Origin of the sequence: Bacteroides faecis MAJ27 (genome assembly GCF_900106755.1) — a bacterium.
GTDB lineage: Bacteria > Bacteroidota > Bacteroidia > Bacteroidales > Bacteroidaceae > Bacteroides > Bacteroides faecis.
In genome coordinates, this window is the sequence record NZ_FNNN01000013.1 from 47,262 (window position 1) to 68,393 (window position 21,132).

Sequence of the window (21,132 nt, forward strand, 5' to 3'; positions counted from 1 at the left end):
AATACTTATCATTATGTATTTATGTGAACAAACTTGGCGCTGGTATGGTCCGAATGACCCTGTAAGCTTGTGGGATATCAAACAGGCAGGCGCTACCGGTATAGTAAACGCTCTTCATCATATTCCGAATGGCGAAGTGTGGACAGTAGAAGAAATCATGAAGCGTAAGCAAATGATTGAAGAAGTGGGATTGACCTGGTCGGTGGTAGAAAGTGTACCTGTACACGAACATATTAAAACACAGACCGGTGATTTCATGAGATATATCGAAAATTATAAGGAAAGTATCCGCAATCTGGCTAAATGTGGTGTAATGGTAGTTACTTACAACTTTATGCCTGTATTGGACTGGACCCGTACAGACCTTGCCTATACAATGCCTGATGGCTCTAAAGCTCTTCGTTTTGAAAAAGCGGCTTTCGTTGCTTTCGATCTTTTCATCCTGAAACGTCCGAATGCGGAAAAAGACTATACTCCGGAAGAGATAGCTAAAGCAAAAGCTCGTTTCGAACAAATGAGTGAAGACGATAAGAATTTGTTGGTTCGTAATATGATTGCCGGACTTCCGGGATCAGAAGAAAGTTTCACTGTAGCGCAGTTCCAGGAAGCACTAGACCGCTATAACGATATTGATGCAGAGAAACTTCGTGCGAATCTGATTTTCTTCTTGAAAGAGATAGCTCCTGTAGCTGATGAAGTAGGGGTGAAGCTGGTGATTCATCCGGACGATCCTCCTTATACAATCTTAGGCTTACCGCGTATCTTGAGTACGGAAGAAGACTTTAGAAAACTGATTGAAGCCGTTCCTAACGAGTCTAACGGCCTCTGCTTGTGTACCGGTTCTTTCGGTGTACGTGCTGACAATGACCTTGCAGGTATGATGGAGCGTTTTGGCGACCGTGTGAATTTTGTACACTTACGTAGCACGCAGCGTGACGAAGAAGGCAACTTCTACGAAGCAAACCATCTGGAAGGAAATGTGGATATGTACAATGTGATGAAGAGTTTGATTCTTCTGCAACAACGTCGTAAATGTTCTATTGCTATGCGTCCTGACCATGGCCATCAGATGATCGACGATTTGAAGAAGAAAACGAATCCGGGATATTCCTGCTTAGGTCGTCTTCGTGGACTGGCGGAACTTCGTGGTTTGGAAATGGGTATAGCCAAGTCTATACTTTAATCAGGATTTATAATTAGCACTGTATTATAAAGGCACTGCGGCTGTTATTGATTGTAATAAGGGCTGTAGTGTCTTTTATTTTGTTTACCTGATATCATTTATAGATTAAAACAGGTTTCCGGTGTGCAGGTCAACTTTAACCTTTTTCGGTTCGGGAATGATAAGAAGCGCTATCTGTGCACAAGCTTCGGCATCAGCCAGGGCGTGGTGGTGATTGGTCAAATCATATCTGCACCGTGCTGCTACCGTGTGCAACTGATGATTGGGAAGTTCTTTCCCAAATACTTTTCGTGAAGTACGGCAGGTACAGTAAAACTTATAATTGGGATAAGTCATCTCGTATAACTCATGAACTGCTTTGAGGCAGCCTTCATCAAAAGGACTGTTGTGGGCAACAAGTGGCAAACCGTCTATGAGCGGCTTAATTTCAGCCCATACTTCCGGAAAGTCTTCCGCTTCTTCTGTATCACTGTAAGTCAGTCCATGAACAGCTGTGGTCCATTGAGTATAGTAATTGGGGCGGGGACGGATCAGACGATAGATTTTGTTTATAATTTTTCCATTCCTTACAATAACAATTCCTACACTACATACACTGGTGCGTTTATCGTTGGCTGTTTCAAAGTCGATAGCTGCGAAGTTTTTCATTATTAACGATAAAAAAGGACGAGTTTCCCCGCCCTAAATGTTTTCACAACGGAATAATCCTTATTGCGATTTGCTTCAAATTAGTTTTGCAAAACTAACTAAATATATTTAGAAAACCAATAGTTTTATACAAAAAAAATAGTAGCTTTGGGAAAAATAATAATACGATGAAAAAAATATTAGGATTAGATTTGGGAACCAATAGTATAGGTTGGGCTGTGTTAAATGCTGCAGATGATAACTCTTTAAAATATATAGAAGCAGCTGGCAGTAGAATTATTCCGATGGATGCAGCTATATTAGGTGATTTTGATAGAGGTAATTCAATTTCTCAAACGGCAGAGCGAACAAGAATTCGTGGAATGCGTCATTTACGAGAACGATATTTGCTTCGTCGAGCAAGATTACATAGAATTCTGAATTTGTTAGGCTTCTTACCCTTTCATTATGCGCAAGACATAGATCGATATGGTAACTTTTCAGCTGATATGGAACCTAAAATAGCTTGGTGTAAAAATCTAGAAGGAGAATTAGAGTTTATTTTTATAGAATCATTTAATGAAATGCTGGAAGACTTTAGGAAAAATCAGCCCGAATTAGTCGCAGATAATAAGAAAGTACCTTATGATTGGGTGATTTATTATCTTCGTAAAAAGGCATTAGAAAAGAAAATATCTAAAGAAGAATTAGCTTGGATTCTTTTAAACTTTAATCAAAAGCGTGGATACTATCAATTACGTGGTGAAGATGACGATGAATCTATGAAAACTGCCAAGACACGGCAGTACTTTGATAAGCAAATTATTAAAAATATAATTGATACTAATCAGACTTATAAAGGGCAAAGAATACTTATTGTTGAGCTACAAAATGGAGATAAAGGTAAAATCTTTAAAAAAGAAATTCCAGACTGGATAGGGCAAGAAAAAAATATTATCGTTACTGTAGATATTGATAAAGATGGGAATGATAAATATGAGGAATCTGGGAGCTTGTCGTGTCGATTTAAAATTCCAACAGACGCAGAATGGGAATCCGAGTGGAAACTTATAAAGATGAAAACCCAAAAAGATTTGGATGAATCTAATAAAACAGTTGGTACTTATATATATGATTCGATTTTGCAAAATCCGACGCAGAAAGTACGTGGAAAATTAGTGCGTACAATTGAACGGAAATACTATAAAGCAGAACTTAAGCAAATATTGGAAAAACAAACCGAATTTCATTCGGAATTGCAGGATAAGGATTTATATATTGAGTGCTTGAACGAATTGTATTCTAATAATGATACCCATCGGAACGCGATTACTGACCGAGACTTTGTTTATTTGTTTATGAATGATATATTATTCTATCAGCGTCCACTTAAGAGTAAAAAGTCTTTAATTGATAACTGTCCATATGAAAGAAATATATATATAGATAAGGAGACGGGAGAGATAAAATATTCACCTATTAAATGTATTGCTAAATCACATCCGTTGTTTCAAGAGTTTCGTTTATGGAAATTTATATCTAGTATTAGAATTTATCAAAGAGAAAGTGTTGTTGAAGTTGTTGATAAACAGTTAGATTTATTTTCTTCACAATCAACTTCTGTTCAGAAATTAGTCACAGATGTAGATGTTACTGATAAATTTTTAACATGTGAGAATGATTATGTGGCTCTTTTTGAATGGCTGAATAAGAAGAAGATTATAGATCAAAAAGAATTTTTGAAATATCGTCCGTTTGGTCTAAAGGGAGATATAGATAATTATCGGTGGAATTATGTGGAAGATAAATCATATCCTTGTAATGAAACACATGCAATGATTTTGACTTATTTTGCAAAAGCAGGTATTTCAGAAGATATTCTAACTAAGGAAATGGAAGAAGCGCTATGGCATATTTTGTATTCTGTAGAAGACAGACAAGAAATTACGAAAGCTTTAAGAACCTTTGCTTCCAAGTATCATTTAAGTGATTCTTTTGTGAAGGTATTTAGCAATATTCCTCCTTTTAAAAAAGAGTATGGTTCTTATTCTGCTAAAGCGATAAAGAAATTACTTTCTTTAATGCGAATGGGAAAATATTGGAGTGAAGATGCTATTGATGTGAATACAAGAGAGCGCATAGATAAGATTGTAACGGGTGAATATGATGAGAAAATTAGAGATAGAGTAAGGGAGAAAACTATCCGATTGAATGATATCAGGCATTTCCGTGCATTACCGGATTGGTTGGCATGCTATGTTGTATACGACCGTCATTCGGAAACTAGAGAAATAACTGAATGGAAATCTCCAGAAGAAATAGATGAATATATACGGAATTTTAAACAGCATTCACTAAGAAATCCGATAGTAGAGCAGGTGATCACAGAAACATTGCGTACTGTGCGTGACATCTGGAAACAGGTAGGTTGTATTGACGAAATTCACGTGGAATTAGGCCGTGAAATGAAGAACCCTGCTGATAAAAGAAAGAGAATTACATCACAGATAATCGAAAATGAGAATGCAAATTTACGAGTGAAAGCTTTGCTTACAGAGTTTGTGAATTCTGAGTTTGAGATAGAAAATGTACGCCCTTATTCGTTGAGCCAGCAGGATATTTTACGTATTTATGAGGATGGAGTATTAAACAGTGTAGCGGAAGTACCTGGCGATATAGCGGGAATATTGAAAAAGTTCAATGAGAATGATGCAAAGAAGCGTCCTACAACAAGTGAAATTCTTCGCTATAAACTATGGCTTGAGCAAAAATATCGTTCGCCTTATACTGGTGAAATGATTCCTCTCAGTAAATTGTTTACATCAGCTTACGAGATTGAGCACGTTATTCCACAATCGCGATATTTCGACGATTCTTTTAGTAATAAGGTAATTTGTGAAGCGGAGGTAAATAAACTTAAAGACAATGCGTTGGGTTATGAGTTTATAAAGAAACATCATGGGGAAAAAGTAGAATTGGGATTTGGTAAGATAGTAGAAATATTTTCAGTTAGTGTATATGAACAATTTGTGAAGGATAATTATTCGCGAAATCGTGGGAAAATGAAAAAACTATTGATGGATGAAATACCGGAGCAATTTATAGAACGTCAATTGAACGACAGTCGTTATATTAGTAAAGTTGTTAAGACATTATTATCCAATGTTGTTCGTGAAAAGGCGGAGCAGGAAGCTGTTTCGAAGAATGTTATTGTTTGTACAGGAGGTGTAACTGATCGCTTAAAGAAAGATTGGGGAATAAATGATGTTTGGAATAAAATAGTGTTACCTCGTTTCCTGCGTTTGAATGAGTTGACAAATTCGACTAATTTTACAGCGAAAAATGCTGCCGGTAATGAGATTCCTGCGATGCCGCTTGAATTACAAAAAGGATTTAATAAAAAAAGAATAGATCATCGACATCATGCGATGGATGCTATTGTGATTGCATGTGCTAATCGTAATATTGTTAATTATTTGAATAATGAATCTGCAAGTAGAAAGGCTAAGATAAGCCGTCATGACTTACAAGCTATTCTATGTGATAAGGTGAGGACAGATGATAAAGGAAATTATCAATGGAGGGTTAAAAAGCCATGGGATACATTTACACAGGATGTATATGTTGCATTGGAAAATATAATTGTTAGTTTTAAACAAAATCTACGTGTTATAAATAAAACGAGTAATTATTATTGGCATTATGAGAACGGAAAGAAAGTTCTAGTAAAACAAGTAAAAGGTGATAGTTGGGCTATTCGTAAACCAATGCATAAAGACACTGTATTTGGAGAGGTGAATTTGCGTAAAGTGAAATCGGTATCTTTAAATGAGGCGCTTAAGAATCCACAGTTTATTGTGGAAAAGGACTTAAAAAGACAATTGTTATCTTTACTTCAACAGAATTTTGATATAAAGAAAATAAAAAAATACTTTGAGGAGCATAAAGATATATGGAGTGATATATCTTTGTCTAAGATGAATATATACTATTTTACAAAAGAAACTAAGGACCGGTATTTTGCAACTCGCAAACCTTTGGATGCAAGTTTTGATAAAAAGAAAATAGAAAGTTGCATCACAGATACTGGAATCCAGCAAATATTACTTCGTCATTTAGAATTAAAAGAAAATGATCCGGAGCGAGCTTTTTCACCAGATGGCATTGACGAAATGAATCGCAATATTATTCAACTGAATAAAGGTAAAGGTCATCATCCCATAGCTAAAGTTCGCGTTTATGAAAAGGCTGATAAGTTTGAGGTAGGACAGCGAGGCAACAAATCTTCTAAATTTGTGGAAGCAGCAAAAGGGACAAATTTATTCTTTGCTGTGTATGAAACTGAATATCCGGATGAAAAAACGAATTCTATTGTACGTAAAAGAAATTATGCAACAATACCTTTGAATATTGCTATTGAAAGACAGAAAAGAGGATTATCTACAGCTCCAGAAGATGAGAAAGGAAATGTCCCCTCTTTTGTCTTATCACCTAATGATTTAGTTTATCTTCCTACTTCTGAAGATATCGTGAATGGTCATATTACTCAACCGATAGATAAAAGTAGGATTTATAAAATGGTCTCTTCTTCTGGAAGTCAATGTTTTTTTATAAAGCATAATATAGCTAATATAATTGTTGATAAATACGAATTTTCACCTCTTAATAAAATGGAAAGGGCAATCTCCAATGAGATGATTAAGGAGATTTGTATTCCTGTTAAAGTTGATAGGTTGGGAAATATTGTCAAATTAGGTAAATCTGAATAGTGTTAGTTCTTAATTTTGAAATGATCTAAATAGTAAGCTTATATTCAATGGAAGAAAACAAGAAAGGTGAGATACTTTTATATCAAACAATAGATGGAGTTTCTAAAATAGAAGTGACTGTATATAATGATATAGTATGGTTGCTAGATCAGGTGGCAGAGCTATTTCAACGTAATAAGTCAACAATATCGCTTCATATTAAAAATATATTTGATTGTGGTGAACTACAGATAGATTCAACTGTTGCAAAATTTGCAACAGTTCAAAAAGAAGGTTTGTATAAAGTAGCATTTGTTTTAGGTAGAAATTCATTTTATTGAAAATTAAAAAAAGAGCGAAAAAAAATGAAGATATAGGATACGTTATAATTATTATACTATTTAACACCTTAAAACTAATACAATGATAAAAAAAACTCTTTATTTTGGAAATCCGGTTTATCTGTCATTGAGGAATGCGCAGTTAGTAATAAAATTACCGGAAATAGAGAAAAATGATATATTGCCAGAGAATTTTAAGCAACAATCTGAAATAACAAAACCTGTTGAAGATATAGGAATAGTGGTTTTAGATAATAAACAGATTACTATTACATCAGGAGTACTTGAAGCATTGCTTGAGAACAATAGTGCTGTTATAACCTGTGATAGCAAAAGCATGCCCGTGGGATTGATGCTTCCTTTATATGGAAATACAACTCAAAATGAACGCTTTCGTCAACAGTTGGATGCTTCAGTACCATTGAAAAAACAGCTTTGGCAGCAAACTATTAAGTCGAAAATAGATAATCAAGCCTCTGTTTTGGAGAAGTGTACTGCGGAAGAAGTGAAGTGTATGCGTATTTGGGCGAATGATGTGAAAAGTGGTGATCCTGATAATTTAGAAGCACGTGCTGCTGCCTATTATTGGAAGGGACTATTTGCTAATGTTAAGGGGTTCACTCGTGAACGCGAAGGCATTTCTCCCAATAATCTACTAAATTATGGATATGCTATACTTCGTGCAATTGTAGCCCGTGGATTAGTGACAAGCGGATTACTTCCAACTTTGGGTATTCATCATCATAATCGTTACAATGCCTATTGTTTGGCTGACGATATAATGGAACCTTATCGTCCTTATGTGGATGAGTTGGTTTTTGGGTTGGTTCAGTTGCATGGGAGTAATTTGGAATTAACTAAAGAAATAAAAGCTTGTTTATTGACTATCCCTACATTGGAAGTGAAAATAGGTGGAAAGCGTAGTCCTTTGATGGTTGCTGTTGGACAAACAACTGCATCATTGTATAAGTGTTTTGATGGAGAATTACGTCGTATAAGTTATCCCGAACGTTAATGGATCGTTTTAGTGAATATCGTATTATGTGGGTACTTGTTCTTTTTGATTTACCAACGGAGACGAAGAAAGATAAAAGAGCCTATGCTGATTTTAGAAAGAATTTACAGAAAGACGGCTTTACTATGTTTCAATTTTCTATTTATGTACGACATTGTGCTAGTAGTGAAAATGCAGCAGTACATATAAAAAGGGTTAAATCCTTTCTTCCTGAATATGGGCAGATTGGAATTATGTGCATAACTGATAAACAATTTGGGGATATTGAACTTTTTTATGGGAAAAAGATACAGATGGTGAATACGCCAGGACAACAGTTAGAACTATTTTAAAATAAAAAATCCCGTAGAAAAAACGGGATTTTTTGTTAAATACAGCTTCTTTTTTATTTCCTATATTAGGCTTTAGTATGTTGTGCTACAGTTAGATATGTAGATTCTGCTGTATTCAATGGCTCAAAGATACTAATTTGAAAGCAAATCACAACAATTTCCAGCCGTGCATTGATAAACTGCAGCTGTATTCAATGGCTCAAAGATACTAATTTGAAAGCAAATCACAACTACAAGCCTGTTCTCCAAGTTTGCTGAAGGCTGTATTCAATGGCTCAAAGATACTAATTTGAAAGCAAATCACAACCTGTCGACCTGCGGTAGACCTTCTGCATCGCTGTATTCAATGGCTCAAAGATACTAATTTGAAAGCAAATCACAACGGATCTTTCTTGCGGTGTTGTAGTTGACGTGCTGTATTCAATGGCTCAAAGATACTAATTTGAAAGCAAATCACAACACTACCGCCCTTTTCGCATGTAGTGTTCGTGCTGTATTCAATGGCTCAAAGATACTAATTTGAAAGCAAATCACAACGGTATTCTGATAGTTTGTATTCGTTCACCCGCTGTATTCAATGGCTCAAAGATACTAATTTGAAAGCAAATCACAACGTGATTATCTCATTGTCTTGGCTTCCGTCAGCTGTATTCAATGGCTCAAAGATACTAATTTGAAAGCAAATCACAACTCCTAGACCCTTACTGCACAGTACTATACGCTGTATTCAATGGCTCAAAGATACTAATTTGAAAGCAAATCACAACTTGCTCTTTACGTCATATCTTCTGTTCAGGCTGTATTCAATGGCTCAAAGATACTAATTTGAAAGCAAATCACAACAAACAACTATGTATTGCGGTACTTTGTTATGCTGTATTCAATGGCTCAAAGATACTAATTTGAAAGCAAATCACAACATGGCATCATGTACTTACTGGGAGCTGTAAGCTGTATTCAATGGCTCAAAGATACTAATTTGAAAGCAAATCACAACGTTGATGAGCTTCGGGGTAAACTTGCAAGGCTGTATTCAATGGCTCAAAGATACTAATTTGAAAGCAAATCACAACGAGAATAGGGATGCTTTTAATAAAACAGGAGCTGTATTCAATGGCTCAAAGATACTAATTTGAAAGCAAATCACAACTTATTTCGGCTTCTTTCAATCTAAGCTCAAGCTGTATTCAATGGCTCAAAGATACTAATTTGAAAGCAAATCACAACTAGCGAAAGCGTGCGAGAAATACGGAATCAGCTGTATTCAATGGCTCAAATTTAGATATAAATTGCGATTTATATGCCAGTGTAATAAGAAAAAGTCAAGCCCACCCCTATCTTTATGGCGTGAGAGGTATCGATGGACGAGCCTCAAAATAAATGTTTGACGAGCTCATAGTCTCAAAAATGTTATCTCCAATGAGAATAGTATGTGGTCTTGACGTTCACAAAGATAGTGTATTTGCCTGTATCTTGAATGATAATGGCGACAAACTAGAATTCAAATATGGTGTTTTGACGCCTGAGTTGGAAGAGTTACATCAAGTTAGTGAACTCTTATTTCATCAAGTAGTTGCCTGGTAGGAAGAGTGATGTCCGTGATGCGGCTTGGATTGCGGAATGTACCATGAAGGATTTGATCCGTGGAAGTTTTGTTTCCGGCACTATTGTTCAGCGTATGCGGCAATATAACCGTCGTATATTTTACTTAAATAAAGAAATCGTTTACAAGCTTACTAAATTGGTCGCTGTTCTTCAATATTGTAACATTCGCATAAGTAACTATGTTTCCTCGACCGATAGCAAAACTACAAAGAAGTAGTCCGTCTTATTTCAGAAGCTATCAACGATGCCAATTATCTTTCCTGTGTTATTCATGGGCGCACAGTAAACCGTGTGGGTAAAGATGTTATTATCAACTAATTGACGTGCGCCATATCGGAAGTTGACATTGATTTAATTGGTCAGTATCTGGAAGAAATAGATCTTTTTCAGAGGCATAAGCAAGAGAAGCTGACTCAAATGTGCCAGAATGAATTTCCCAAAGAGTTTGAAAATCTCCAGACTATCCCGGGAGTCAAGGAACGTTCCGCCGCCTCCATATTAGCAGAAATAGGAGCGGACATGAAAATGTTTACCGCATCATCCCTAGTGTCATGGTGCGGCTTCAAACCTCGAAATGAAGAGAGTGTAGGAGAAATCAAATCGCGTAGAATCCGCATGGTAATAAATATATTCGAAAGATAATGATTGAATGTGCATGGGGTGCAGCAAAACCCAGAACTGTTTCTTCTCGAAATTTAGTTATACACAAACTGTTATCAGAAAGAAAAATGCTATGAAAGTCAAAGTGGCTGTCGCTAGAAAAATGTAAATGGCTATTTGGTATGTATTATCAGAAAGCAAGCCTTATATCGATTATAAGAAGCCTGATACAATAGGCTACTCATAATATACCGCTTATTGTAAGGCCAGTATCTTTGTGGTAGTTTTTTGACACCGTCTTGTAAATAGACTGATGCTTTGCGGCTTAGGATGCCAGTGCTGGGACGTGAGAGCCCGAAGAGGAAAACGAAGAATAAAAAGCAACAAGACTACCCTGCTAAAGGTGCCCAAGAAACTCCATGTGCCTCAAAGAAGAAGAAAAGACAAGCGGGAGGCATAAAGACAGGCGTGATCTTGACTTAAATTCGTTTTCTTAGAGAAAAGATACTAATTTTGAAAGTAAATCACAACATGCTCTATATCTATTTGGGTATGTTTTAATAGATTGAAAACTCTGTTTCCATCGAATCTTTTTTATATGTCAATCCATGGATTTTTGTCATCCACTGAATATAATAATTGGGAGCCGGACGAATCATTCGGTATATCTTATCTACAATTTTCCCTCCTCTGACAATGACTACCCCAATGCTATATACACTGGTAAGTTTACCGTTGGCCGTTTCAAAGTTGATAGCTGCGAAGTTTTCCATTATTTCCGATGTTTTTAATTGTAAATATACAAATTAGCATTTATTCTCTTTATATTTGCGTATAAAATATACCGATGTACACAGAATATCAGCCCTCTTACTTACTTGCTCCCTATATCGATAATTATTGGGAATTTAAGGGAAAACCGGAATATGGTATGCGTATCCATATTTTGCCGGATGGTTGTACCGATTTTATTTTTACGTTGGGAGATGTGGTGAGTACGGTCAAAGAAGAAACGCTGGTCATGCAGCCTTATAGTGCTTACTTTGTAGGTCCGATGACGAAGTATTCGGAACTTGTTACTTATGCCGAATCTGTACATCAGTTCGGTGTCCGTTTTCTGCCTTGCGGATTATCCTGTTTTACAAAGTTACCTTTGCATGAATTTGCGAACCACAGAATCAGTACGAATGAGATGCAGGCAGTTTTCGATATTACCTTTATTGAAAGGTTGTGTGAGCAAAACCACGTGCAAGGCAGGATTCAGGTCGTTGAAGAATATCTCTTGACGTATCTTGCACATAATTACCAGCCTGTTGACTCTCAGGTTGCTGTAGCGGTGGATATGATCAATCAATCCGGTGGAAAACGTACGGTTCGCAGTCTGATGAATGAGGTATGCTTGTGCCAACGTCATTTTGAACGGAAATTTAAGTACTACACCGGGTTTACCCCTAAAGAATATAGCCGCATTGTTAAGTTCAGAAATGCAGTGGAATTACTGAGGAATACGACATCAGTCAATTTACTGACTACTGCTATTGATGCCGGGTATTATGATTTGGCGCATTTCTCAAAAGAGATCAAGTCATTGTCGGGCAATACACCTTCATCGTTTCTCTCGCTTACGGTTCCGGAAGATAGAACGCTGACATATATCGAGCCGTAGATCCCAATGAGTGAAAGTCGATTTTTTACAACAGAACGGTCTCATGTACTCTTATCTTTGTAGCGAAATAATATAAATACAATAAGAGTATGTCAACAAAAACGATGAAAGAGAAAGCTGCGGAATTATTGCAGAAATGTGAAATTGTAGTGCTGTCTTCTGTGAATAAAGAAGGTTATCCGCGTCCTGTACCAATGAGTAAAATCGCAGCGGAAGGGATTTCTGCTATCTGGATGTCTACCGGAGCAAATTCATTAAAGACGATTGATTTCTTGTCAAATCCGAAAGCCGGATTATGCTTTCAGGAAAAGGGGGACAGTGTGGCATTGATGGGAGAGGTGGAAGTCGTAACGGACGAGAAGTTAAAGAAGGAACTCTGGCAGGACTGGTTTATCGAACATTTTCTCGGTGGTCCTACAGATCCGGGGTATGTATTGCTGAAATTCACAGCCAATCACGCGACTTACTGGATTGAAGGTACTTTTATTCATAAAAAGCTTAATTAATCTTGTTGTAGAGTGATTGTGAAATACCGGACTTGATGAGTATCGGTACACTTGTATGAGAAAAAAGAGAAAAACAGATCCTCTTACAGACGGATTGTTCTTCTCTTTTATGTTTGGACTGAATGATTTATTTCGTCAGCCTGAAACTCATTTAGAATTCAAACTTTTCCAGCTTCATTTCAGCTAATTCCTGAATGATACCTACGTATTGGGCAAAATGAGCGGATTTCTCATGAGCTGCCAATACTTCGGCATTCTGCCATGTTTCGCAAATCATGAAAACATCACGGCGGGTACTACTTTCAAAAGTATCATAAGCAATACATCCTTCTTCTTTCAAAGAACAAGCTGTCAGTTCTTTTGCTGCTTCAATCGCTTTTTCGCGGTTTGTTTCGTTTACACGAACAAAAACATTTAATCTGATCATAGTCTTTTTGTTATTTATATGATTAAAAAGAACGGTTTCATCACTGTGTCTATGAAGAACCGAAGGCAAAGATACAATTTTTCTGTAGCTTCCAACAGGCTGTTTTCAAAATTTCATATAAACTTCACATAATCAAAAAAAACGGTTATATTTGCATCTAAATTCTAAAAGCAGCTATTTTGGGCACAATTCTTAAATTTGTTATAGCTTAATATTAGCCTCATAAACCACAGGCTAATTTCTTTTGTTTGAGTAGTTCTACTTGAACCGGTTTTTCATTTTATCAATTTTATTATTCACTGTATCGGTTTTTACAACGGATGCAATTGGGTATTCAGGCTTTTAGTCAGATTCCTTTTGACGGTCAGAAAGCTGCGGATACATGGAGAATGAATGGAAAATTTCGTAAGAAATACTAAGCTGAACATAGAAGAAGAAATAAAAAGGATAGAGCAACAGCCGATTGAAACTCTTGATAAGATAAAGAAGATCATCGATGTCATACAGGTTTCGCTTGCTTTGCTGAAAACGGCCGTTATCGGATATCAATTTCAAAATCCTGAAGAAGAGATTCTTTTCTTTAAGGTCTGGAAACCGCAGATTTCCGGGCTGCTGATGTTTTATGTCCGTTTATATCAGATTGAAAAGAATCGTGCTGACAAGTCCCTGTCAGTCCAATGCAGATATTTGAAGATGGAACTGGAGAATATACAGAAGTCTTTTTTGAATAATAGCTTTTATGATTATTACCGTGCCGGTCAGACTGTACTTGACAACCAATATTTTATCCGTGCGAATTATGATATTCTTTCTGACATTCATTATCATTTGCTGGACAGGGATTCCTTTTTTACCACTTTGCACGATTCAAGTGTCGCGATGATTCTGGCAAATCAGCATTTGATAGAATATATATCGGGTGAAATAGATTCGCTATCGGAAAAATTACAGTTTAAATTCATCTCCATAGTAGACAGTAAGTTGCTGCAATGGACGGATAGTAAAGTGGCTTTGGTGGAATTTATTTATGCACTGTATGCAGGGAAATGCTTTAATAATGGAAATACCAGTCTGAAGGACATTGCTTTCTGTTGTGAGGCTCTTTTCAATATTGAGATTGGCGACTTTTATCGTATCTTCCTGGAAATCAGAAACCGGAAGAAGAGCCGAACACAATTTCTGGATAAGTTGAAGGATAAAATACAAAAGATGATGGACGAACTTGACGGATAAATTTCATGGTATCTTGTGACATCTTGTGAATTTTACAAATGGCTTATATCCAACTTTGCGGAGACAAATAATTGATTCACAAAGAAAGATAACAGATTTGTATATTTATGGATGCAACATTTACCTGGGAGATAAAAGCAAAGAACTCTCCTTTATTAATTAAGAAATGCAGTCATTGTGATAGTGACCGATTCTATTGTAGTGATAAATTTAGAATGAATGCGCAGAAGAAGAACATTGATGTCTGGCTGATATATAGATGTGTGAAATGTGATCATACGTGCAATATTACTTTGCTGTCGCGTACCAAACCGGATCTGATAGATAAAACTCTGTTTCACAGCTTTTCCATGAATGATTGGAAAGCGGCCTGGAAATATGCTTTTTCAACCGAACTTGCCGGCAGGAATAATCTGAAACCAGATTATGATAGTGTGGAGTATGAGGTTGCAGGGCATTTTTCAAAAGAAGATATAGCTCATGTATCTGATGAGACAATAAAGATTCAGGTCAGATGTGAGTTTGAGTTTAATCTGAAACTGTCCTCCTTATTAAAAAGGAATTTTCTTCTCTCCAGTACTCGGTTAAAGCGCTTGTTCGAACAGGGAGCGATTTCGCTTCTTTCCGGTAAAGTACCACAGAAATATAAAGTAAAGGATGGGGATATCATATTGATAGACAAAGAATATTTGCTTGGTATGATGGATTTTGTTGATAGCTTTATTGCAAAATAGGGCATTGATTAATTTATTATTACTACTTTTGTTTTATGAGGAATAGATGAGTTCATAAACTAAGTAATATTATAAATTCAGAAGTATGAGAAAGTTATTTTTATTAGTTTTTGCTTTATGTGTATGGAGTGTCTTTGCCGATGCTCAGGAGGGTGCGGGAAGATATATTGAGGTGACCGGTTCTTCTGAAATTGAAGTTGTTCCGGATGAAATTCATTTTTTGATTCAGATAAAAGAATATTGGCAAGAGGAGTTCGTTCCGAAATCCAAGCCGGAGGATTATAAAACAAAGGTTCCATTGGAATGGATTGAGAAGGATTTACGGCGGGTTTTGAGTAGAGCCGGAATCTCGGATGAGGCTATTCGTGTACAGGAAATAGGAGATTATTGGCGTCAGAAAGGAAAAGAGTTTCTGATAGGTAAGCAACTGGATATCCGGCTCACAGATTTTGAACAGATCAATACTATCATTAAGAAAGTTGATACGAGAGGCATTGAGTCTATGCGTATTGGAGAGTTGAAGCACAAGGATTTGCCGAATTATCGGAAGCAAGGTAAAATAGAAGCATTGAAAGCGGCTCGTGAAAAGGCCTCTTATCTTGTGGAAGCGATGGGACAAAAACTGGGTGAGGTCATTCGTATCGTCGAACCTGCTTCGAGCTATGTAAGTCCTTATACTCTTTTTCAGGCACAAAGTAATGTCAGTATGGGATCGGCTGCCACCGAGCAATATCGTGTTATCAAACTACGATACGAGATGACGGCCCGTTTTGCTATTGAATAATAATGAATGAGGCGAAAATACCCACAAGAAAGTATTTTCGCCTTTATGATTACTCATAAGAGAGTACTACAAAAAATACTGTCACAATCTTATTTATGGTAGTTTTAGCAGATAGACGTCATCAGGAGAAACGACTTGTCCGTCAGTATACAGTTTCCAGTCTGTGATTAGTCGGGTGGGGTAAGTACCGACAGAGCCTTCGTGCATATTTTTAATATAATATGGTTCCTGAATAAGCACTCCCGTAATAGAGTCTTCGGTTACTTTTTCGACTTTAAACCAAATATGTTCCAGGTTGGAATTGCCTTCTTCTTTAAATTCTTCGTCAACGGTTAAACTGATTTTTACGAGGGCTGAACTTCCTTCTTTTTGCAATCCTTCTATTAGATAAGAAAGTTGTTCATGAGCCATGGCATTTAATCTTTCTGTTTCTTTGTCTGTGAAAAACAAAAGGGGATTCTCCATCGCAGATTCTTTAATACTCGTGATAAGCGAGTATTTTTGTTTCTCATAGGCTTTCTCTGAATGATAGATAAAGATAATACTTGTATTTTGATTATGTGCTTCATCCCTGTCTTCTGCTCCACCCAATATGTTTTTCTTGTAGCTTTTAAGACCTTCTTCCCAAGAAACCCAAGTTATCATTATGGGCTGGTGATTGTCCAGCCATCCAAAGTGCAGATTTTCTTTTGTAGGAGGGAGAGAGCCTTCGCTAATCACGTAATTTACTAAATGGCTTAAAAGGTTGGTATAAAAATCATAGTTCTTTTTAGAAATTTCACCTATCAGTTCTAGTTCCGGGATACCGCAGCAGTTGAGTCCGTGAGTATGTAGCCAATAGCTGGATTTACTGAAAGGTAACCATTTATTTTTATCTTCGTAAACAGCATGAATAGTGTACAGGCAGTTTGGAGATGGAGGGGTGGTAGTAGCAGCGGCACACTTTGCCCATACAGGAGACAAAAGGGAGTAACTGTTGCAATTGAATATTCCGATTTGTTTGGGTACGAGCAGGCATATAATTTTCAATAGCAGGTGAACGGATGTTTGTGCATCTGTTGTATAGAGCATTGAGAATTTTATTCCATTTGTAGCCTGTTGCAACGTAGCTATATTTTCTGTAGAAAATTGTTGGACCATAGTGTCTTCCACAAAATGGTATTCATACCAGTCAACATCTATCGGATAAACTTCTTTTTTATATTCAATGTATAATGTTGGACAATCAATGATATCATTGTGACGTATGTCAACGACATTGAAGTCCGTAGCATTGGCTAATGGCTCCAATAGTTTTTCCCAATTCTTTGTATTACCGGCTTCCTGAGGAAGAATGGCTATGAGTTCGGCCATACTTTTCCGGAAATAATCTTTTGATGATCCTTCGCTTTCCATAAACAGATTTGTTTGTTACTATTCAATGAAGCAAATGTAATGAATTAAAATTAAAGTTTCGTTTATTGCAGATTCTTTTAATAACACATATTAAGTCAGATAATTTGCATCTTCTATCTCATACAATTATCTTTGCCCCACTATTCTGTTAAAAAACGATAGGGGAGAATGTATCATAAGAGAAAAATAAGAGCATACATAGCATGGATGTTATTCATAACATTCATTCCCTTCTTTGTAGTGAAAACCTTTCACTATCATGGAAGTGAAGATGAAACGTCATGCTCTCATACCGACCATTCCCGGAGTCATGCTGAGGATTGTGCGATATGTAAATACTCTCTTTCCCTATTTACAGAACCTCAATCAGTAGAATATCATTGCACATTAACGCTCGTTCCTTACGAGCCGATTATTTATCAGGATAAGGTTGTCTGCAAACGAACTTATTCGCATCATTTACGCGCGCCTCCCGCTACATAATTACATATTCAGATTTTCAAAGAAGACAAGTGCGCGGTAACTTGTCCTCACATTCATTTTACACATTATATAAAAGATTGTAATTGATGCGTATCGGAATTATTTCGGGCGTAATAGGGCTGTTTGTAACCTTATCCGTCCATGCACAAAAGTCCGATTCAATCAAGAGCATGCTTTTGCCTGATGTTGTTGTGACGGAGTCGTATCAGCAACGTCAAGCCAAAAAGTCTGCACTCACGGTTGAAGTGGTAGAACAGGAATTTTTGCGCAAACATTTTACGGGAAACTTCATGCAGGCAATGGAGAACATTCCCGGAGTACAAGCCATGGACATAGGTTCCGGCTTCTCTAAACCAATGATCAGGGGAATGGGATTCAACCGGATCGCCGTGCTGGAAAATGGAATCAAGCAGGAAGGGCAACAGTGGGGAGCCGATCACGGGCTAGAACTGGACGCCTTTAATATTGGGGCGGTCAATGTCTTGAAAGGTCCTTCCTCGTTACTTTACGGTAGTGATGCTATGGGCGGGGTGATTGATATAACCCCTCCTTTGATTCCTTCTGTGGATATGCTGTTTGGTGATGTTACTCTGTTGGGGAAGTCCGTCAACGGAACGCTTGCGGGTTCGTTGATGCTGGGTCTTAAAAAGAATGCCTGGTATGCGCAAATCCGTTATTCCGAACAACATTTCGGTGATTATCGTATTCCTGCGGATACCATTGTCTACCTGACTCAGAAGATGCCCGTTTATGGGCGTAAGCTGAAAAATACGGCAGGAATAGAACGTAACATCGGACTTTTCGCCCAATATCAGCGAAAGGGATATAGAGCGGACTATTCCGTAAGTAATGTCTATCAGAAGACAGGCTTCTTTCCGGGTGCACATGGTGTCCCCGACGCGTCGCGGGTAGAAGATGATGGGAACAGCAGGAATATTGAGCTGCCTTACAGCAAGGTCAATCATCTGAAAGTAACCACTCACCAGCAATATGCATGGGAGAAGTTAATCCTGTCGGGTGATTTGGGATTTCAGAATAATCATCGGGAAGAATGGAGTGCTTTTCATACCCATTACGGCTCGCAGCCTGTACCGGAGAAGAACCCTGACAAAGAACTGGCTTTTGATCTTAACACTTATAGTGCTTCGGTAAAAGCTCGTATTATAGGTTCTTCTTCATGGGAACATACGCTGGGGTGGGATGGCCAGCATCAGCAGAACGATATTTCCGGCTATTCATTCCTGTTGCCGGAATACCATCGTTCTACTACCGGATTGCTTTGGCTTACGACATATAGACCTGATAATGTTTGGTCTGTCAGTGGAGGTATGCGATATGATTATGGTTATATTGACATTTCCTCTCATGAGGACGTTTATCTGGCCGATTATCTTCGGAAACAAGGATATGATGAAGAACAGATAAACTTCTACAAGTGGAACAGCCATCCGGTAAAAAAGCATTTCGGCGACTATTCCTTTTCTTTGGGACTGGTATGGACACCCTCCGAACAACATATGGTAAAAGTGAACATCGGACGTAGCTTTCGACTACCGGGGGCCAATGAATTGGCTGCTAATGGAGTACATCACGGTACTTTTCGTCATGAGCAGGGAGATGCTTCTCTGAAATCCGAACAAGGATGGCAGATGGATGCTTCTTATAACCTGCGATATCACGGACTTTCTGTTTCCGTTTCTCCTTTTGTCAGTTGGTTCAGCAACTATATCTTTCTGCGTCCTACGGGCGAATGGTCAGTTCTGCCGCATGCAGGACAGATTTACCGCTATACAGGTGCCGAAGCACTGTTTGCCGGAACAGAAGCTACGATAGACATTGATCTTCCGTATCATTTCAATTACCGTATCTCCGGTGAATATGTTTATACCTACAACTGTGACGAGCATATACCGTTAAGTTTTTCTCCTCCGTTCGGGATGCGGAATACTCTGACATGGCAGAAGAAACGCTATATGTTTTATGCGGAATGGCAATCGATTGCCCGTCAGAATCGTGTAGACCGTAATGAAGACCGTACACCGAGCGCCAACCTGTTTCATTTGGGCGGCTCGCTGAATATTCCGGTAGGTGGGAATAACAAAATAGAAATAACCCTGACCGCCCGCAATATTTTCAATACGCGATATTACAATCATCTTAGTTTTTACAGGAAAGTAGAAATCCCGGAACCGGGACGCAATTTCCAATTATTAATCAAAATCCCATTTAAAAAATTACTGTAATGAAAACAAAACTTTACCTCCCGATAATCAGCCTTTTGGCTATGTCAGTGTTTGCATTTATATCTTGTGACGATTCAGATAGCGATACTACCAAACCGGTGATTGAATTGCACGAACCGGAAGAAGGACAGGAACTAAAAATAGGTGGCGAGAACGGAGTACATTTTGAAATGGACTTGTCGGATGACGTTATGTTAAAGTCTTACATGATAGAGATACATAGTAATTTCGATCACCATTCGCATGGGAAGAGCAGGGCCGTCGGTACGGGCGAAGCAACTGTTGATTTCAGTTTCAACAGGTCTTATGATATTTCCGGAAAGAAAACGGCGCATATTCATCACCACGATATTGTGATTCCGGTAAATGCTACTCCGGGTGATTATCATCTGATGGTTTATTGTACGGATGCCGCAGGAAATGAAGCTTATATTGCACGCAATATTGTTTTGAGCACTACCGCCGAAGAGGATGATCATCATCACGATGAGTAAATAAATACTTTCTTTATTCGTATAATTTTCTTTAAAAGGTGTAATAGTTATTACACCTTTTGTGTTTTCAAAGCTTTACTTTTGTGAAAAATACTTTTTCACTATGATGAAGTTACCATTTATAAACCGAATTTTTCCTTCGTACAGGTCAAAGATTATAGCCGTCATGATTGGCGGTGTTATAGTGGGCGGAGGAGCTTTATTTATGTACATGCTTCGTGCGCATACATATCTGGGCGATGATCCGGCGGCATGTGTGAATTGTCACATCATGTCTCCTTATTATGCTACATGGTTTCACAGTTCACATGCACGGGATGCTACCTGTAACGACTGCCATGTTCCTCATGAGAACATAGTAAAGAAATGGACATTCAAGGGAATGGATGGGATGAAGCACGTTGCAGCCTTCCTCACCAAAAGCGAGCCACAAGTGATACAAGCTCATGAAGCCAGTTCACAGGTGATTATGAACAATTGTATACGTTGCCATACCCAGCTGAATACGGAATTCGTAAAGACAGGGAAGATAGATTATATGATGTCCATGGCAGGAGATGGAAAGGCTTGTTGGGATTGTCATCGGGATGTGCCTCATGGTGGTAAGAATTCACTGTCCGCTACTCCGGGAGCCATTGTTCCTCTTCCCGAATCGCCCGTACCGGAGTGGCTTCGGAAGATGATCGATCATAAAGAATGAGTATCTACATTAACTA

The 21,132-nt window shown here is 37.8% G+C and carries 16 protein-coding genes, 3 pseudogenes and 1 CRISPR repeat array; of the genes and pseudogenes, 15 read left to right on the forward strand and 4 right to left on the reverse strand.

Annotated features, from left to right (window positions below; translation table 11 throughout):
- Window positions 1-13: 13 nt before the first annotated feature.
- The gene (gene uxuA / locus BLW31_RS12570; RefSeq protein ID WP_010538691.1) at window positions 14-1,183 is read left to right on the forward strand and encodes a mannonate dehydratase; all 1,170 of its coding nucleotides are present in this window, start codon (window positions 14-16) and stop codon (window positions 1,181-1,183) included.
- Between the two features lie 105 nt (window positions 1,184-1,288).
- Here uxuA and BLW31_RS12575 read toward each other — a convergent pair whose 3' ends face one another.
- Window positions 1,289-1,831, reverse strand: coding sequence for a 3'-5' exonuclease (locus BLW31_RS12575; protein ID WP_010538690.1), 543 nt, complete (start codon window positions 1,829-1,831; stop codon window positions 1,289-1,291).
- 167 nt (window positions 1,832-1,998) lie between these two features.
- Between BLW31_RS12575 and cas9 the strand changes: the two genes are divergently transcribed.
- From cas9 to BLW31_RS25165, 5 genes and pseudogenes are all read left to right on the forward strand, one after another.
- The gene (cas9, locus tag BLW31_RS12580; RefSeq protein WP_010538689.1) at window positions 1,999-6,579 is read left to right on the forward strand and encodes a type II CRISPR RNA-guided endonuclease Cas9; all 4,581 of its coding nucleotides are present in this window, start codon (window positions 1,999-2,001) and stop codon (window positions 6,577-6,579) included.
- A 47-nt stretch (window positions 6,580-6,626) separates the two neighbouring features.
- Window positions 6,627-6,872 (forward strand): annotated as a pseudogene (locus tag BLW31_RS12585) (virulence RhuM family protein); the annotation flags it as partial.
- A 109-nt stretch (window positions 6,873-6,981) separates the two neighbouring features.
- Window positions 6,982-7,914: a type II CRISPR-associated endonuclease Cas1 gene (gene cas1 / locus BLW31_RS12590; RefSeq protein WP_010538687.1), complete on the forward strand. Its 933-nt coding sequence runs from the start codon at window positions 6,982-6,984 to the stop codon at window positions 7,912-7,914.
- Window positions 7,914-8,246 (forward strand): CRISPR-associated endonuclease Cas2, encoded by a 333-nt coding sequence (cas2, locus tag BLW31_RS12595; RefSeq protein ID WP_010538686.1) that lies wholly within the window; start codon window positions 7,914-7,916, stop codon window positions 8,244-8,246. The genes cas1 and cas2 overlap by 1 nt, the downstream gene beginning before the upstream one ends.
- 108 nt (window positions 8,247-8,354) lie before the next feature.
- Window positions 8,355-9,473: a CRISPR direct-repeat array (repeat unit 47 nt; unit sequence GCTGTATTCAATGGCTCAAAGATACTAATTTGAAAGCAAATCACAAC).
- 192 nt (window positions 9,474-9,665) lie between these two features.
- Window positions 9,666-10,698 (forward strand): annotated as a pseudogene (locus BLW31_RS25165) (transposase).
- A 325-nt stretch (window positions 10,699-11,023) separates the two neighbouring features.
- Here BLW31_RS25165 and BLW31_RS12605 read toward each other — a convergent pair.
- A pseudogene (locus BLW31_RS12605) lies at window positions 11,024-11,224 on the reverse strand (DNA polymerase III subunit epsilon); the annotation flags it as partial.
- Window positions 11,225-11,298: 74 nt separating this feature from the next.
- Between BLW31_RS12605 and BLW31_RS12610 the strand changes: the two are divergent.
- Both BLW31_RS12610 and BLW31_RS12615 read left to right on the forward strand, forming a co-directional pair.
- Complete coding sequence (locus BLW31_RS12610) at window positions 11,299-12,117, forward strand: helix-turn-helix domain-containing protein (RefSeq protein WP_010538684.1); 819 nt, start codon at window positions 11,299-11,301, stop codon at window positions 12,115-12,117.
- A gap of 89 nt (window positions 12,118-12,206) precedes the next feature.
- Window positions 12,207-12,623, forward strand: coding sequence for a pyridoxamine 5'-phosphate oxidase family protein (locus BLW31_RS12615; protein ID WP_010538683.1), 417 nt, complete (start codon window positions 12,207-12,209; stop codon window positions 12,621-12,623).
- 151 nt (window positions 12,624-12,774) lie between these two features.
- Here the strand turns inward: BLW31_RS12615 and BLW31_RS12620 are convergent, their stop codons facing one another.
- A complete protein-coding gene (locus BLW31_RS12620) occupies window positions 12,775-13,050 on the reverse strand; it encodes a putative quinol monooxygenase (RefSeq protein ID WP_010538682.1) in 276 nt (91 codons plus the stop codon).
- A gap of 393 nt (window positions 13,051-13,443) precedes the next feature.
- Between BLW31_RS12620 and BLW31_RS12625 the strand changes: the two genes are divergently transcribed.
- From BLW31_RS12625 to BLW31_RS12635, 3 genes are all read left to right on the forward strand, one after another.
- Window positions 13,444-14,283, forward strand: coding sequence for an RteC domain-containing protein (locus BLW31_RS12625; RefSeq protein WP_010538681.1), 840 nt, complete (start codon window positions 13,444-13,446; stop codon window positions 14,281-14,283).
- 107 nt (window positions 14,284-14,390) lie between these two features.
- Entirely contained in the window at window positions 14,391-15,017 is a 627-nt protein-coding gene (locus BLW31_RS12630; protein ID WP_010538680.1) for a DUF1062 domain-containing protein, read from the forward strand.
- 85 nt (window positions 15,018-15,102) lie between these two features.
- Window positions 15,103-15,801, forward strand: coding sequence for an SIMPL domain-containing protein (locus BLW31_RS12635; protein ID WP_010538679.1), 699 nt, complete (start codon window positions 15,103-15,105; stop codon window positions 15,799-15,801).
- Between the two features lie 93 nt (window positions 15,802-15,894).
- On the opposite strand, the gene BLW31_RS12640 is transcribed toward BLW31_RS12635, so the two are convergent.
- Window positions 15,895-17,196: a DUF4026 domain-containing protein gene (locus tag BLW31_RS12640; RefSeq protein WP_010538678.1), complete on the reverse strand. Its 1,302-nt coding sequence runs from the start codon at window positions 17,194-17,196 to the stop codon at window positions 15,895-15,897.
- A 168-nt stretch (window positions 17,197-17,364) separates the two neighbouring features.
- Here BLW31_RS12640 and BLW31_RS25060 point away from each other — a divergent pair, with 168 nt between their 5' ends.
- The 4 genes from BLW31_RS25060 (at window position 17,365) to nrfH (ending at window position 21,116) form a co-directional block, all read left to right on the forward strand.
- Window positions 17,365-17,679: a hypothetical protein gene (locus tag BLW31_RS25060; protein ID WP_032837139.1), complete on the forward strand. Its 315-nt coding sequence runs from the start codon at window positions 17,365-17,367 to the stop codon at window positions 17,677-17,679.
- An 86-nt stretch (window positions 17,680-17,765) separates the two neighbouring features.
- Complete coding sequence (locus BLW31_RS12650) at window positions 17,766-19,922, forward strand: TonB-dependent receptor (RefSeq protein WP_010538677.1); 2,157 nt, start codon at window positions 17,766-17,768, stop codon at window positions 19,920-19,922.
- Window positions 19,922-20,416: a DUF4625 domain-containing protein gene (locus tag BLW31_RS12655; protein WP_010538676.1), complete on the forward strand. Its 495-nt coding sequence runs from the start codon at window positions 19,922-19,924 to the stop codon at window positions 20,414-20,416. The genes BLW31_RS12650 and BLW31_RS12655 overlap by 1 nt, the downstream gene beginning before the upstream one ends.
- A gap of 103 nt (window positions 20,417-20,519) precedes the next feature.
- Entirely contained in the window at window positions 20,520-21,116 is a 597-nt protein-coding gene (gene nrfH, locus BLW31_RS12660) for a cytochrome c nitrite reductase small subunit (RefSeq protein ID WP_022302335.1), read from the forward strand.
- Window positions 21,117-21,132: the final 16 nt, after the last annotated feature.

What these genes read in the sequence shown, in the direction of transcription:
- uxuA (WP_010538691.1), top strand. Translation starts at nt 14, where the DNA reads ATGTATTTATGTGAACAAACTTGGCGCTGGTATGGTCCGAATGACCCT.
- BLW31_RS12575 (WP_010538690.1), bottom strand. Translation starts at nt 1,831, where the DNA reads ATGAAAAACTTCGCAGCTATCGACTTTGAAACAGCCAACGATAAACGC.
- cas9 (WP_010538689.1), top strand. Translation starts at nt 1,999, where the DNA reads ATGAAAAAAATATTAGGATTAGATTTGGGAACCAATAGTATAGGTTGG.
- cas1 (WP_010538687.1), top strand. Translation starts at nt 6,982, where the DNA reads ATGATAAAAAAAACTCTTTATTTTGGAAATCCGGTTTATCTGTCATTG.
- cas2 (WP_010538686.1), top strand. Translation starts at nt 7,914, where the DNA reads ATGGATCGTTTTAGTGAATATCGTATTATGTGGGTACTTGTTCTTTTT.
- BLW31_RS12610 (WP_010538684.1), top strand. Translation starts at nt 11,299, where the DNA reads ATGTACACAGAATATCAGCCCTCTTACTTACTTGCTCCCTATATCGAT.
- BLW31_RS12615 (WP_010538683.1), top strand. Translation starts at nt 12,207, where the DNA reads ATGTCAACAAAAACGATGAAAGAGAAAGCTGCGGAATTATTGCAGAAA.
- BLW31_RS12620 (WP_010538682.1), bottom strand. Translation starts at nt 13,050, where the DNA reads ATGATCAGATTAAATGTTTTTGTTCGTGTAAACGAAACAAACCGCGAA.
- BLW31_RS12625 (WP_010538681.1), top strand. Translation starts at nt 13,444, where the DNA reads ATGGAAAATTTCGTAAGAAATACTAAGCTGAACATAGAAGAAGAAATA.
- BLW31_RS12630 (WP_010538680.1), top strand. Translation starts at nt 14,391, where the DNA reads ATGGATGCAACATTTACCTGGGAGATAAAAGCAAAGAACTCTCCTTTA.
- BLW31_RS12635 (WP_010538679.1), top strand. Translation starts at nt 15,103, where the DNA reads ATGAGAAAGTTATTTTTATTAGTTTTTGCTTTATGTGTATGGAGTGTC.
- BLW31_RS12640 (WP_010538678.1), bottom strand. Translation starts at nt 17,196, where the DNA reads ATGGAAAGCGAAGGATCATCAAAAGATTATTTCCGGAAAAGTATGGCC.
- BLW31_RS25060 (WP_032837139.1), top strand. Translation starts at nt 17,365, where the DNA reads ATGTATCATAAGAGAAAAATAAGAGCATACATAGCATGGATGTTATTC.
- BLW31_RS12650 (WP_010538677.1), top strand. Translation starts at nt 17,766, where the DNA reads ATGCGTATCGGAATTATTTCGGGCGTAATAGGGCTGTTTGTAACCTTA.
- BLW31_RS12655 (WP_010538676.1), top strand. Translation starts at nt 19,922, where the DNA reads ATGAAAACAAAACTTTACCTCCCGATAATCAGCCTTTTGGCTATGTCA.
- nrfH (WP_022302335.1), top strand. Translation starts at nt 20,520, where the DNA reads ATGATGAAGTTACCATTTATAAACCGAATTTTTCCTTCGTACAGGTCA.